The organism is Streptomyces sp. NPDC091287, assembly GCF_044768525.1.
In the GTDB taxonomy this organism is placed as follows: domain Bacteria; phylum Actinomycetota; class Actinomycetes; order Streptomycetales; family Streptomycetaceae; genus Streptomyces.
Window position 1 is genome coordinate 12,515 of the sequence record NZ_JBIVUV010000022.1, and the last position, 13,620, is coordinate 26,134.

General features: G+C 72.0%; 15 protein-coding genes. 1 reads left to right on the forward strand and 14 read right to left on the reverse strand.

The window, feature by feature from the left end:
• Positions 1-5: 5 nt before the first annotated feature.
• The 13 genes from ACIQRW_RS31590 to ACIQRW_RS31650 all read right to left on the reverse strand — a co-directional run bounded on the left by ACIQRW_RS31590 (position 6) and on the right by ACIQRW_RS31650 (position 11,009).
• Positions 6-947, reverse strand: a complete 942-nt coding sequence (locus ACIQRW_RS31590) for an FkbM family methyltransferase (RefSeq protein ID WP_403766789.1) — start codon at positions 945-947, stop codon at positions 6-8.
• Positions 944-1,891, reverse strand: a complete 948-nt coding sequence (locus tag ACIQRW_RS31595) for an aminotransferase class IV (RefSeq protein WP_403766792.1) — start codon at positions 1,889-1,891, stop codon at positions 944-946. The genes ACIQRW_RS31590 and ACIQRW_RS31595 overlap by 4 nt, the downstream gene beginning before the upstream one ends.
• An 83-nt stretch (positions 1,892-1,974) precedes the next feature.
• Positions 1,975-2,640 carry a transaldolase family protein gene (locus ACIQRW_RS31600; RefSeq protein WP_403766794.1) on the reverse strand — a complete coding sequence of 222 codons (666 nt, stop codon included), beginning with the start codon at positions 2,638-2,640 and terminating at the stop codon, positions 1,975-1,977.
• Positions 2,637-3,239 carry a D-glycero-alpha-D-manno-heptose-1,7-bisphosphate 7-phosphatase gene (locus tag ACIQRW_RS31605; RefSeq protein WP_403766797.1) on the reverse strand — a complete coding sequence of 201 codons (603 nt, stop codon included), beginning with the start codon at positions 3,237-3,239 and terminating at the stop codon, positions 2,637-2,639. Before ACIQRW_RS31605 ends, ACIQRW_RS31600 begins: the two co-directional genes overlap by 4 nt.
• The gene (locus ACIQRW_RS31610) at positions 3,230-3,907 is read right to left on the reverse strand and encodes a hypothetical protein (RefSeq protein WP_403766800.1); all 678 of its coding nucleotides are present in this window, start codon (positions 3,905-3,907) and stop codon (positions 3,230-3,232) included. Before ACIQRW_RS31610 ends, ACIQRW_RS31605 begins: the two co-directional genes overlap by 10 nt.
• The gene (locus ACIQRW_RS31615; RefSeq protein ID WP_403766803.1) at positions 3,904-4,893 is read right to left on the reverse strand and encodes a hypothetical protein; all 990 of its coding nucleotides are present in this window, start codon (positions 4,891-4,893) and stop codon (positions 3,904-3,906) included. The genes ACIQRW_RS31610 and ACIQRW_RS31615 overlap by 4 nt, the downstream gene beginning before the upstream one ends.
• 29 nt (positions 4,894-4,922) lie before the next feature.
• Positions 4,923-5,933: an NAD-dependent epimerase/dehydratase family protein gene (locus tag ACIQRW_RS31620; RefSeq protein WP_403766806.1), complete on the reverse strand. Its 1,011-nt coding sequence runs from the start codon at positions 5,931-5,933 to the stop codon at positions 4,923-4,925.
• A gap of 51 nt (positions 5,934-5,984) precedes the next feature.
• Complete coding sequence (locus ACIQRW_RS31625) at positions 5,985-6,548, reverse strand: NUDIX domain-containing protein (protein ID WP_403766809.1); 564 nt, start codon at positions 6,546-6,548, stop codon at positions 5,985-5,987.
• Positions 6,535-7,314, reverse strand: coding sequence for a sugar phosphate nucleotidyltransferase (locus ACIQRW_RS31630; RefSeq protein WP_403766812.1), 780 nt, complete (start codon positions 7,312-7,314; stop codon positions 6,535-6,537). Before ACIQRW_RS31630 ends, ACIQRW_RS31625 begins: the two co-directional genes overlap by 14 nt.
• A complete protein-coding gene (locus ACIQRW_RS31635) occupies positions 7,311-8,510 on the reverse strand; it encodes a glycosyltransferase family 4 protein (RefSeq protein ID WP_403766814.1) in 1,200 nt (399 codons plus the stop codon). Before ACIQRW_RS31635 ends, ACIQRW_RS31630 begins: the two co-directional genes overlap by 4 nt.
• Positions 8,507-9,592 (reverse strand): sugar phosphate nucleotidyltransferase, encoded by a 1,086-nt coding sequence (locus ACIQRW_RS31640; RefSeq protein ID WP_403766817.1) that lies wholly within the window; start codon positions 9,590-9,592, stop codon positions 8,507-8,509. The genes ACIQRW_RS31635 and ACIQRW_RS31640 overlap by 4 nt, the downstream gene beginning before the upstream one ends.
• Before the next feature lie 87 nt (positions 9,593-9,679).
• Entirely contained in the window at positions 9,680-10,315 is a 636-nt protein-coding gene (locus ACIQRW_RS31645) for a uridine kinase (RefSeq protein WP_403766820.1), read from the reverse strand.
• Between the two features lie 10 nt (positions 10,316-10,325).
• A complete protein-coding gene (locus ACIQRW_RS31650; RefSeq protein WP_403766823.1) occupies positions 10,326-11,009 on the reverse strand; it encodes a LuxR C-terminal-related transcriptional regulator in 684 nt (227 codons plus the stop codon).
• Between the two features lie 143 nt (positions 11,010-11,152).
• Here ACIQRW_RS31650 and ACIQRW_RS31655 point away from each other — a divergent pair, with 143 nt between their 5' ends.
• The gene (locus ACIQRW_RS31655; RefSeq protein ID WP_403766826.1) at positions 11,153-12,457 is read left to right on the forward strand and encodes an MFS transporter; all 1,305 of its coding nucleotides are present in this window, start codon (positions 11,153-11,155) and stop codon (positions 12,455-12,457) included.
• A gap of 32 nt (positions 12,458-12,489) precedes the next feature.
• On the opposite strand, the gene ACIQRW_RS31660 is transcribed toward ACIQRW_RS31655, so the two are convergent.
• A complete protein-coding gene (locus ACIQRW_RS31660; protein WP_403766829.1) occupies positions 12,490-13,566 on the reverse strand; it encodes a hypothetical protein in 1,077 nt (358 codons plus the stop codon).
• Between the last annotated feature and the right edge of the window lie 54 nt (positions 13,567-13,620).

Below are 13,620 nucleotides of genomic sequence, written 5' to 3' on the forward strand. Positions count from 1 at the left end.
CTTTCTCATGTCGGATCCGGGCGGTCGCCCGGACGGCCCCCGGGGGCGCGGACGAACACCGCGGAGTGGTGGCCGGACTCGGCGGCCTGGACGAAACCGTGCGCCGCCAGGGCGGAGACGAGGGAGAGCCGGTCCACGTACTTGCCGTGGATGTCGACGGCCAGCACACCGACCCGGTCGAGCCAGGAGGTGTCGTCCGCCAGCAGAACGGCTTCCTCGGCACCTTCGATGTCCATCTTGAGGATGTCCACCCGGTCCCAGCCGACCCGTTCGAAGACCTCGGGCACGGCGACCGCCTCGACCTCCACGGCCGGCCGGACGAGTCGGCTCTCGGGCCGGTGCGGATGGGAGCTGCGCTGTTCGGCGACCGAGCGCACCGTGGAACTGGACGACCACCAGCCGCTGGGGTAGAGCGTGACGGTGCCCGGCCGGTCGGCCACGGCCGCCTGCAGCACCTGCCAGTCGGACCGGTTGCCTTCGCGGTTGGCCCGCAGCAGTTCGAGGTTCTCCGCGACCGGCTCGACCGCGGCGATGCCCGCGTCCGGGTACGACAGCGCGAAGTAGAGCGGTGACAGGCCGATGTTGCTGCCCATGTCGATGATCCGGCGAACGGACCCGCCGCAGTGTTCCTCGTAGGGGAACCGGTAGATCTCGTCGAGAAAGATCTCCCGCAGTACGTACAGGTCGCTGGGGTTGTCGCGGAAGTGACAGACGACATCCGTACCGTCCCGGCCGAACCGCAGGCTGCGGCGCCGTGCGGTGCCGTTCCGGCCGGTGGCGAGGAGCCAGTGGTAGCGGACGGCCGACCGGGCGAGTCCCCGCCCCGCCGGGCCCGGCCACAGCGAACGGGCCCGGACCATGTCGTCGCGCGTGGACCGCAGTTCGCGCCACAGCAGTCGCAGCGCACCGGTGCCGGGCGCGTCCTCGTCCCGCCTGAGATGCCTCATCGGGCCGGCACCACGGCCTCGGCGGGGGTGAGCCAGCCGCGCTGGTCGCCTCCGCCCGCGCGGCAGGCCGCGTAGTAGGCGTCCTGGAGGGCCTTGGTGAGCGCGCCCGGCGAACCGGAGCCCACGGCGAGCCGGTCCACGGAGACCACCGGAGTGATCTCGCACAGGGTGCCGGTGAGGAAGACCTCGTCCGCCTGGTACAGCTCGGTGCGATCGACCGGGCGTTCCTCCACCTGGATTCCGGCCGTCTCACGGAGGAGTTCGATGGCGCTGCGGCGGGTGATGCTGTCGAGGATGGACTCGCTGACGGCCGGCGTGACGACCCGCCCACCGCGGACGAGGAAGACGGCGGCCCCACCGGTCTCGGCGACCTTGCCCGCGGCGTTCAGCAGGATCGCCTCGTCCGCCCCCGCCGCCTCCGCCTCCAGCCGGGCGAGGCGCAGGTTGTAGTAGTTGGCGGCCGCCTTGACCCGCGGCGGAGCGGTGTCGTCGCCCGAGCGACGCCACGAGGACACGATGACGGACTGGCCGGTGGTGATGGTCTCGCTGCGCGGGACCGGGAACACCGGCATGAAGTATCCGGTGTCGGAGATGTCGGCGTCGTTGGTGTACCGGCCGCGCTCCAGGTACAGCGTGGGGCGGATGTAGACGTCCTCGCGGTAACCGAGGGCGCTGACCATCTCGTTGACCCCGCGCAGCACCCCCTCGACCGTGAGGTCGTTGGGGATGCGCACGACGCGGGCCGACTCCTTCAACCGCTGGACGTGCGCGTCGGCGTGGAGGAAGTAGTGCCGGGACTCCTCGGGGCACCAGTAGCCACGCATCCCCTCGAAGACGCTGGCCGCCCTCAGGACGACCTCCGACCAGACGTGTACGGTCGCCTGCGACCAGGGGCGTACCGCCCCGTCGAACCAGATGTAGTCGGGCCTGGTGAGCTCGCTCACGAGTGTTCCTTTCCTGCGTCCTGCGGGGCCTGCCGGCCGATGGGTGCGGAACCACGGAGGTGGTCCGCCGGGAAGTACGCCGTTCAGGCGGCGTTGGTGGTCTCGGCGGCTTCGAGGAACTCCCGGACGGTGTGACGGGAGAACTTGTGGTCGACAAGCTTGGCCAGGACCGCGGGCGGCACCGTCACGCAGTGCGCGCCCGCGTCGATCGCCCGCATCACGTCCGCGGTTCCGCGCAGGCTGGCGGCGATCAGTTCGGCCTCGTACCCCCACCGGTCGAGCCATTCGCGGGCCTTCGCCAGGACCTGTGCCCCGTCCCCGCCCTCGTCGTCGACCCGGCCCACCAGCACGCTGAGGTAGCGGGCCCCGGCCTTGGCCGCGAGCACGACCTGACCGAGCGTCAGGCAGGCGGTGGTGTTGACGACGACACCGGCCCGGGAGAGTTCGCTGATCTCTGCGAGGCAGGACTCGCCTTCCGGGGTGAGGACGGGCACCTTGACCGCCACGTTGTCGCCGATGGAGGACAGTGCCCGGGCCTCGGACACCAGGAACGGACCGCTCGCGTGGGTGACCTCGGCGTGGAACACACCGGGAGCGGTGAGCCGGGCCAGCTCGGTCAGCACCCGCTCGGGGTCCGTCACCCCGTCGCGCAGCAGCACGAGGGGGTTGGTGGTGACACCGTCGAGGACACCCTGGCCGGACCAGAACTTGATCTGGAGTTCGTCGGCGCTGTCGAGGAAGATCTTCATGACGTTCGGCTCCCTAGGAGTTGACTGATCACGCTGGTGAGATCGGTGGCGGAGATGTCGGGCCGGGCCGCGCGACGGGTGGGGCAGACGTCGCAGCGGACGGTGCCGACCCAGGCGGTACGGAATCCGGCGGCCCGGCCTGCCTCGATATCGCGCGGGGTGTCGCCGACGAACCAGCAGTCTTGTGGTTCGAGGCGTTCCGTGCGGCAGAGCTCCTCGAGCAGGCCCGGCCGGGGCTTGCGGTTGGGGCAGTCGCCCCGCAGCCGCTCCACGGACGCGGACTCGTGGTGCAGGCAGTAGTGGACGCCGTCGAGCCGGGCGCCCTCGTCGGCCAGCAACTCGACGAGCCGCCGTGTCACGGCCAGCAGGAGCCGCGGGCTGCATTTGCCCTTGGCGACGCCCGGCTGGTTGGAGACCACGTGGACGGGGACCCCGGCCGCGTTGGCCATCCGTACGGCCTGCGCGGCGCCACGGCAGAGGGTGACCTGCCGTGGCTGGTGGGGTGAGTCGACCGTGCCGAACTCAGCCTCGTACCAGAGCTCGTTGAGGACTCCGTCGCGGTCGAGGACGAGGGCTGCCGGAGGTACGGCTAGCGGCACAGCGTCTCCCAGCGGGGCCGGGTCCTGGCCAGCGCCGGGTGGGTGATGAGCAGGTGCCACACGACGGACTGGAAGATCTCGGTGTGGGTGGTACGGAAGTCGCGCTCCTCGACGGGGACCCGGACACAGTCGTCGGCCAGCCGGGCGGTCTCCCCGCCGTCGGGCCCTACCACCCCGGTCAGGTAGGCGCCGGCCTGGTGGGCCCGGCGCAGTGCCTCCACCAGGTTGACGCTGACCGCCGGCTCCTCGCTGCCCCCTCCGACGGAGAACACCATCACGGCGTCCCGGGGGCCGATGTTGCTGCACCGGAGCCATTCCGCCACGGCGTTGCGCCATCCCCGGTCGTTGATGGAGGCGGTGAGGGTCGCCGCGTTGTCGGTCGGGGAGTTGGCGTCGAGTCCGGCGAGGTTACGGAAGTCGCAGACCGCGTGGGTGGCGTTGCCCGCCCCGCCGCCCACGCCGAGCAGGAACAGGCGCCCCTGCGCCTCCCTGACCTCGGCGAGCCGGTGGGCGATGCGGTCGATGATCGCCACGTCCACGCGGGAGGCGACGGCCGCCAGCACCTCCATGAAGCGGGTGGAGTGGGCGGACGCACCGGGCTCCTGGTCCGGCGTAGCGGGGAGGCGCGACTCGATCAGGGTCTCGGTCAGGGTCTCGGTCAGGCTCATACGAAGGTCTCCTCCATGTCGTAACTGATCTCGGTGACAGCCGTACCGCCGCGGGAGAACCGGAAGGGGACTCGGGGCATGGCGATGGCGCTCATGGCGGAATCGAGGGCCTCGTGACGGTCGGGCTCGGCGAAGGTCAGCAGGAAGCCACCACCGCCGGCGCCCACGAGCTTGCCCGCCGTCGCGCCGTGCGCGAGGGCGGTCTCCAGCCCGTGGGCCCGGCCGCTGTCGTCCCCCTGTTTGATCCGCTGGTGTTCCCTCAACAGGACCGGCACCCTGTCGATATCGCCCTTCCGCAGGGCCGTGAGCATCTCCCCGCCCACGGACCGCGTGCGGTGCAGCCGGTCGATGCGCCCGGCCAGCCCGATGGACGGCGGGGCGAGGTGAGCGGCGCTGTCCCGCCTGCGGCCCGTGTAGTGAAGGAGCAGACGCTCCTCCAGGGCGCGCAGAGTGTCGGCGGGGACGTCGGGCACCTGCGCCTCGGTCGTGCCGTCGGGGTCGATCACCAGCCTCCGCAGACCGCCGAGCCCGCATACGTACGGGTCGTGACGGCCGACCGGCCGACCGAGGCGGACGGCTTCCAGTCGCCAGGCCTGCTCGACGAGTTCGGCGGTGGCGCCGGTGACGTCGCGGTCGCCCGCGAGCCGCCGCAGCGCGGCCAGCAGGCTCACGGTGAAAGCGGCCGAACTGCCGAGGCCGGTGCCGGCCGGGACGGGGCCGGACGAGGTGATCTCGCAGGAGCCGGTCAGGCCGGTCATGTCCAGGGCCTCGGCCACGTACGGCGAGTGCAGTGCCGTGGCGTCCTCGGACAGGCTCGTCTCGTCGTGGGTGAACCTGATCCGGTCGTCCACCCGTCCCCGGCGCGCCGTGACGGTCGCGCGCAGGGTGATCGCCACGGAGAGGACGTCACCGCCGAACCGGTCGGCGTAGAAGGGAAGATCGGTGCCCCCTCCGCCGAGCGAGATCCGCAGGGGGGTGCTCGCCACGACGATGCGCTCACCGCCCGCCGCCGCGCTCACCCGGCGGCCCCGGCGGTGACGGTGGCACGTTCCCGTACGAGGCGCTGGGCGGAGATGCTGACGGCGGCGCTGGCGGCGTGCGAGGCCTGCCAGCCGGCGGCTCGCGCCTTACGGGTATCCAGCTCGATCACGGGCTGGTCCCCCGTCCAGGACAGCCGGTCCCCGCTCGTCACGATCTCGGGGGCGGAGAGGCCCATCGCGTCGGCGGTCAGCCAGGCGACCTGCCGGACGGACACACTCGCACCCGCGGCGACGTTGTAGACGTCGCACGCGGGGTGCCCGGGGCCGGTCGTCGTGCGGGTGAGGTGGTCCATGGCGGCCACCACGTCGTCGACGAGTACGTAGCTCTTGCGCTGGAGTCCGTCGCCGAGCACGGTGAGCCGCCGCGGGTCCTCGCCCAGCTTGCGGATGAAGTCGCGGACGATCCCTCGTCCCATGGTGCCGCCGACGACGTTGCCCAGCCGGTAGATCCGGGCCCGGAGCCCGAAGCTCGCGCAGTAGGCGGAGATCAGGGCCTCGCAGGCCACTTTGCCCGCTCCGTAGAGGGAGTTGGGGAGCAGGGGGCCGTCGGTCTCGGAGACGGAGCCGAGGGGGAGGTCTCCGTAGACGGCGCTGCTGGAGGCGAAGACCATCCTGCGGACTCCGTGCGTGCGCATGCCCTCCAGGACCGACCGGGTGAGCTGGACGCTCTCCCTGAGGTCCACCCCTGTCTCGGTGGCGCCGAGGGGGATGTCGGCGTTGGCGGCGAAGTGCCACACCTCGCCGACGCCTTCCAGCACGGCGGGCAGCAACGTGTGCAGGTCGCCCTCGACATAGCGGAAGGCAGGTGATTCCAGTCCGGCCAGACGGTCGGCGCGGGGCTGGGGCAGGGCGTCCGTCGCGATGACGCGGCGGCCGGTGCCGAGCAGGTACCGCACGGCGTGACTGCCGACGAAACCGGCGGCACCGGTCACCAGCGTGTACGGGGGCGGGGGCTCCATGGGTCCGGACGGCTCGGAGGTGGGCACGGGAACTCCTTAGGTGTCGTGGGGTGGGGCACTGCGCGCCGGCGACCGGTGTCAGCCGTCGGCGAGCCGCACCAGGGCGACCGCGGCGAGCGTGGCCGCGTCGGCGATCTCGCCGGAGCGGATCATCCGGTCGAAGTCCTGGGGGAGGACCGTGCGGCTGGTGAGACCGGCTTCCTCCCGCTCCGGTGCGGCATCGGCCCGCACCTCGGCGCGAAGGCTGACCACGGTGAAGTGCTGGGTCGCCCAGTCGGCTGCCTCGTAGACGCGACCGCCGACGACTCCCGCGCCGAAGCCGATCCAGCCGGTCTCCTCGCGCAGCTCCCGCAAGGCCGCGTCCAGCGGTGACTCCCCGGGTTCGATCCCACCCTGGGGCAGTTCCGCGCTCCAGAGGTCCGCCGCGTACCGGTACTGGTCGGTCAGCACGATGCCTTGGGGGGTCACACAGTGGACGACGACGAAGTCGGACCGGGAGACGACGGCGAACCTCCCCTGCGAACCGTCGGTGCGCACGATCGCGTCCTCGCGCAGTCTCATCCACGGACTGGCGTACACGGTGCGCGAGCCGGCGGGCAGCTTGGTCGCGGGCCGTTCTCCGCTGGGCTCAGATGGCTTCACGAGTGAGGACTCCTTCCTGTGGGACAGGGCGCTCCCCCAGGGGGAAACGCACCGCACCGAACTGTTCGGAGTGGCGCGCGCAGTGCTCCTGGAACTGCTCGTAGCCCTCGAAGGACCCGATCTCGTGGAACCGGTCGTGCTCGGGCACCTCCAGTGCCGCCAGGCCGCCCTCGGCGACCAGGGCGCCGATGAGATCCGCCAGGTCCGCCTCGCCCGGCGCGATGCGGTCGGCGTGGGCGCGGGTGAGCAGGAGGGTGCCGTAGTCGACGTAGTCGAATGTCCCGGGTGCTCTGCCCTTTTCGTAGGCGGCGACCAGCCCGCCGTCGACCTCCGTGTTCCCGGGGACCACACCGTCCAGCTCGCGGCACACGGCCATGGCGGCGGGCCTCCCGGACGACTCCCAGCGCCGGGTCAGAGCGGACAGGGAGACCGGCTGCCAGCTGTCCCCCATGACGACGGCGAACCGGTCCGCCAGGAAGGGCCCGGCCATCCGCAGCGCACCAGCGGTGCCCAGGGGCCGGTCCTCGACGGAGACGGTGATCTCCATTCCGGCGGGCGGCAGGCCCCGTACGTGGGCGATCACCTGCTCGGCGTGGTGGCCGAGGCAGAGATGCAGGCGGCGTACTCCCTGGTCCCGGTAGTTGGCGACGACATGGTCGAGGAACGGACGCCCGGCGACGGGGAACAGCAGTTTCGGCAGCCGGTCGGAGAGCGGGCGCATCCGCGTGCCACGTCCTCCGGCGAGCACCACCACCTGTCCGATCACCGGGCACCTCCGACGAGTTGTTCCAGGCGGTCGAGGGTGCGGAGGGTCATCCGCCGCCTGGAGAAGTGCTCGACGGCCCGGCCCCGCGCCAGGGCGCCGAGCTTCTGCCGCAGGCCGGGGTCCGTGGCGAGCGAGAGCAGGGCGGCGGTCAGGGCCTTCTCGTCGCCGAGCGGCACGGTCAGCGCGGCCGAGGTGCCGTCGAGGACCTCCGCGAAGCCCTCGATCTCGGTGGCGATCACCGGCAGCCCGGTACTCATGGCCTCCAGGAGGGCGAGCCCCAGACCTTCGGAATGGCTGGGCAGGACCGCGAGATCGGAGGCGGCCAGCGCCTCGGGCATCCCGCCCCGGTCGACGCCCTCGTCGAGGACGACACGGAACCCGTCGGCGCGTGCGGCGTCGATGTCGGCCCGCAGCCGCTCCGCGTACTCCGGCGAGCCCGAGCTGACGCCGCCCAGCAGCACGAGCACGGCTCGCAGACCCGACAGGCGGGTGAAGGCCCGCACCAGCTCGGCCTGGCCCTTGCGGGGCTTGAGCCGTCCCACACTGACGATCAGCAGTTCGTCCTCGGCCACCCCCCAGGCCCGCCGTCTTTCCAGTCGGCCGGACGGGTCGACGGCCCCCGGGGCGAAGAGGTCGGTGTCGATCCCGTGGTGGATCAGCGCGATGCCGTCGCCGGGGACATGGGCACGGGCCCGCGCGGCGTAGAACTCCGAACCCGCGAGTACCAGGTCGGGCCGCACCCAGCGGTACGCGAGTGAGCAGCGGCCCGTGCCGAACGGTTCGGCGGCCGGATCGTGCTCGTGGAAGGCGGAGGCCAGCGGCACGCCGTACTCGTCGGCGACGATACGGCCGAGCACGGCGGTTTCCAGGCTGTTGGCGAGGACGAGGTCGGGGCGCCAGGCGCCGAGCGCCCCGGCGAGCTCGGGCAGCACGCCGAAGAGCAGCTGCTCCCAGGGCAGTTTGCTGGGGTCCGCGAGGAGCGCCCGGTACCCGGCGAGCCGGTCGATCCGTACGCCTCGACCGGCTTCCGTCGAGGACGCGACGTGCTCTCCGGTACGACCCGCGGCCGCGTCGGTGACGACCCGTACGTCGTGGCCGAGGCCGGCCATGCCTTCGGCGATCTCCTGGGCGTACGTCTCCGCGCCGCCCATGACCGGCGGATAGGCGGAGGTGAGAAGGAGAATGCGCAGCGTCATGTCAGAGCCACCTCTCTCGGCAGGGGAAGGACGCGGTCGCCGATGACGACGGCATGGTCGATGTCGGCGCCAGGTGGCACCCGGGCCCCGTGCAGCAGCACGGCGTCACGGAGCCGGCTGCCGGCCCCGACACGCGCGTGCGGGCCGACGACGGAGCGCTCCACTGCGCATTCCGGGCCGATCCGCGCTTCCGCACCCAGGCAGACCGGGCCCGTCACGTCGAGGTCGCGGGCGGTGGTCACCGCGCCCTGGGTCCAAGCACCGTGCGCGTCGGTGCCAGGGGTAGCCGCCCGTTCCAGCAACCCGGACCGCAGGGCGAAGAGGTTCGCCGCGTGCAGGGCCGCCATGTCGCCGACATCGCTCCAGTGGCCCTCCTGGACATGGGCGCGCACGCTGAGGCCTGCCGCGAGCAGTTCCGGCACCACGTGCTTGAAGTCGTAGAGGGCTCCCGGTTCTGGTCGCAGCAGTGCGGCGGCCCGGTCGCCGATCACGTACATGCCGCAGCTCACCACCGAGCCGGGGGGCGCGTCGGCGGGCTTCTCACGCAGGCCGACGATGTCGGCCCCATCCAGCTCCAGGACCCCGAACCGCCGCGGATCCTCGACGGGCTTCGCCGCGATGGTGAGGTCTGCCCCGCTCGACCGGTGCGCCGCGACCAGGTCGTGGCAGTCCTCCCCGATCAGCGCGTCACCGCTGACGACCAGGAAGTCCGTGCCGGCGGAGAGGGCCCGCCGGGCCGCGAGCATGCCGCCCGCGGGGCCGCTGAGCATCGTCTCCTCGACGACGGCGGGAGCGTTGCCGAGGAGCCGGCCCAGCGAGCGGGAAGCGAGAGTCAACTGCTCGGCCAGATAAGAGGCGTTGATGGCCAATCGGTTCGTGCACCCGTGCAGGAGGACGACGTTCCAGTACAGCAGAGGAATATTGAGTACGGGGGCGAGCGGCTTCGCGAGGGTCTCGGTCAGCGGGCGCAGCCGCCGCCCCTCTCCGGCGGCCAGCACGATCGCCGAGAGTCCGGGGACCTCGAAGGAGCCGTGCAGCCGGTGCGGAGCGGGCAGTTGCGCCGCGAGAAGTGATGCGATCACGGTCACGTCCAGCGAGTCGGTGGGCGGCGGAAAACAGGCACCCCCCGTACGAGCCGTACGGGGGGTGCCGGGTCGGGGGGCGAGAGCTCAGCCGGTCTCGGCCCAGTAGCGCGCCTCGTGGGTGACGCTTCCGTCCCGGTCACTGTGGAGTACGGCGTCGGCGGACAGGTGCGGTTCCTCGGCCACCAGGTACCGGTCCTCGGCCGGCATCCACTCGTCGGTCCAGAGCGACTCCGCCTCGGCGCCGTCGCGGTCCAGGCCGCGGCGCAGTCGTGTCTCCGGCGCCGCGAGGCAGAAGAGGCGGTGGTCGTAGTAGGAGCGGGCCGCCAGATGGGTGCTGTAGACGCCTTCGACGATGAGCGGGGTACCCGCCGCGATCGTCACCCACTCACCGAGCCGGTCCTTGTCCCAGTCGTACTTCTGGTAGGTGACCGCCTCGCCGCGGGAAGCCGGGGCGAGCACCTGCTCGCGCAGGCGTGCCAGGTCGAAGCCGGGGCCGATCGTCTGCGAGCGGCTCCCGCGCTCCTCGCTGGGCAGGTAGAAATCGTCCACATGGACGATCTCGGCCCCGGGGAGACGTGCTGCCAGTTGCTCGGCCAGGGTGCTCTTCCCGGACGCGCCGGGGCCGTCGATCCCCATCAGGAACCGCCCGCCCCTGCTCAGGGCGCCATCGGTCACGTCGGCGCAGTAGGCGCGCATGTCGTAGAGGCTCAGTTCAGACATTCCATCTCCTTCAGTGGTGCGTCTGCTCAGTGAAGTCGGCCGTCGGCCGTTTCCGTCCCAGCTCGGCGAGCCGGTATCCGGCCTGGAAGCGGCTCTTCGCGGAAAGCCGTCGCAGGAGGATCGCGACCCGGCGACGGTAGGTCCTCGTGGAGACACCCAGCCGCCGAGCCGCCTGTTCGTCGGTCAGACCGGCGCGCAGCAGCTCCAGTACGGTGCGGTCCCGCTCGTCCAGGGCCACGGACACGTCACCCCGGTGGGAAGCGTCCAGCGCCCAGCGCTCGACGACCGCGGCCAGGGCGGCCCTGCGGATCAACACCGCGCCCCCCTCGTAGCCCTCACCGCTCAGCGAGGCCACCAGATGCTCACCGTCCACGACCGTCAGGGCGGGCAGCGGGACCGGAGACCAGCTGACCGTCAGCCGCCCTCCCAGCGAGGTCAGTTCCTCGAAGCTGCCGCCACCCAGACAGATCCGTACGCTCACGCCGGCCTGCGCGGCCTCCAGCGCGGCGCGCATGTCCGGGCCGTTCCTCCCCCGGGCGGGCGGCTCCGGGGCCAGGAGGGTCAGCGTACGCACGGCCGCACCGATCGTCCCGGCCACCTGGGCCGGTGTCAGAACGCTCACCGGCGGGTCTGCCGGAGTGCGGGTGTCCAGGACGCTCCGTGGCGCCGCACCGCCATGGCCATAGGTCGCCATGCGTGACCTCCGTATATAGGGAGCGGAACCGGGTCGGCGGCCTGTCAGCAACCTGCCGGCCCGCTCCGTACGCGGTGGGCGGGGTGACGATGAGCCCGAAGTCCGCGAGGAGATCGGCTGCGACCATCGTTGGAGGCCCCGTCATGACATCCCCCGCCCCGGACCGCCGCCCCATCCGGCTGCTCAGCCGCTGGGGCATGCCACCCGTCGAGGGCCGAGGACGCCCCCTGCTGTCGATCGTGCTGGACACGTTCGGGGCGAGTCTGTTCCTCCCGATCTCCCTGCTGTTCTTCCTCGGCACGACCGATCTCTCCGCGTCCCGCATCGGGCTCCTGCTGACGCTGTCGACCCTGCTGTCGCTGCCGTTCGGTGTGCTGGCCGGAGAGGTGGTCCAGCGGTACGGCCCCACCCGGTCCATGATCTTCAACAATGCCGGGTCCGCGGTCGGTTACGCCCTCTACCTGGTCGTCGACGGGGAGCTCGGCATCTTCACCGGGATGTTCGTGGTGGCCTTGTCCGAGCGGCTGTTCCTTGCCTGTTGGCCGCCCTTCCTGAAGCAGCTGGCCGCCGACGCGCCCTTCGAGTCCTGGTTCTCCTTCCTGGAGTCGCTGAAGGCCGGGTGCTTCGTGGTCGGCGGCGCGATCGCCGCCCTGGCCATCGCCGACGGCAACGTCACGGCGATGAAGTGGCTGATCGTCTGCAACATCGCCTCCTCTCTGGCGGGGGCGGCGATTCTGATCCGGCACCGGCCGGACGGCGCCTTCCGGAAGCCGAGCCGCGGCCAGGGGATGCGTGAATGGCTGGCCCTTCTCAGGGACCGCCCCAGTGTGCTGCTCGGCGTGGGCAACATCCTCTTCGCCCCGGTCCTGCTCATGAGCGCGTTCGTGTTCCCGATCGTCTTCGTTCGGGACTGGGGGCAGCCCGCCTGGCTGGTCCCGGCCCTCATCACGTTCGCCTACGTCCTGGTGATGCTGGCCCAGCCGCCGGTCACCCGGCTGACCGGCCGCCGGCCCAGGTCCGTGTCCCTGATCGGGTGCACCGTCACGACGTGTGCCGCTCTCGTGCTCCTCCTCGTCCACTCCCGCAGCGGCGCGCCCGCCCCGGGCCCGGAAGTGGGTCTGGTGGTGGCTGTCGTCGTGACGATCCTGCTGACCATCACGGGCATGCTCTACTTCCCGCACGTCAACGCGATCCTCCTCGACCTGGCGGGGCCCTCCGGCATGGGCAGGTCGGCCGCCTTCTTCCACACGGGCACCACTCTGGGCAACGCGATCGCGCCGGCGTTCCTCACGTGGCTGATCGCCGGTCCCGAAGTGCTCTGGACCGTGCTGGCCGGGATCTCCCTGGTCTCCCTGTACTGCCTCCTCGCCGCCGACCGGATGGCCCCGGCCCGCTCGTCGGAGCCGGAGCACCAGGAGGCCCAGGAGGCCCAGGGCCAGGCAGTGTGACGCGTAAGCACGGGGCAGCGGCGGGGCCCGCCTCAGCCCGGGGCCGGGTCCGCCCCGCCGGGGCGGACCCGGCCGCGGGCCGCCACCCCCATGGCGACTCCGGCACCGGTCAGCCGGGCGAGGGCCGGACCGTACCGCGCGGACGTCGACGCGGGCTCCACGTTGCGCAGACCGCCCGGTCCCATGGTCGCGATGGCACGGACGGCCTGCCGCGTCATCGGGTCGGGCCGGTCCCCGGGGGCCAGCACGCCGACGGCCACGGCGGTCAGCCACAGCTGCTCCAGGAGGGGAGGGACCGGCAGCGTCCGCAGTTCCTCGCAGCGCGGATCGTCCAGGGCGGAGGCGAGTCCGCCGAACAGCGCGTCCGTTTCCAGGCCCAGCAGACCCAGCGGTTCGAGGATCGGAACGGTACCCACATGGGTCCGGGCCACCGCGTCCCACCGGGCACCGAGCGCCCGCCCGTCGCTCCAGCTCAGTACCGGGATGAGCGGCGGCGCCCGGAGCGTCGTGGAGTTCACCGCGGGCTCGTCGGCCGTCCGGAGCAGGGTGGCGCTGCGCCGGCCCATGTGGTCCCCGTGCCCCAGCAGGCTCTGCGGCCCGTCGTGGTCGACGAGTTGGGGAACGGTGCAGAGGACCGGCTCGCCGCACCCGCTCAGATAGCGGTGGACGGCCACGTCGTCGGGCTCGTCCTCCGGACACTCACGGGCGGCGAAGGCGACCAGCCCCCGCGCCAGAGCGGTGGGCAGCACCAGGCCGACCGTGGGGACGTAGTCGTCGGCGCATTCGGTGAAGGCGTGGCCCGACATCGCCGCCCAGCGCGTCATCGTCGCCGACACCGAGCCCCATTCGGCGAAGAGGACCAGCGGTGAACGCGGCCGTGCCCGCACCGCTGCCGTCACCTGCGCCACGAAGTCCGGGCAGGGTTCGGCGTCGTCCTGGAGCACCAGGTGGTGCGTGGACCCTTCGCCCGCCGCGGACCAGGCCGCGAGCGCGGTCCTCAAGGTCGACCTGGGACCGTCCGGTCGAGGGTCGAGAACAACGCGGGGGTCCAGCGCGGGCAGGATGCGCCGCAGTCGCTCGGCCCGGTCGGCCCGGTCGGGATGCGCCATGATCGCGCAGGAGACGCGGACCGCGTCCGCGCCGCGATCCGCGTCCCTCTCAGC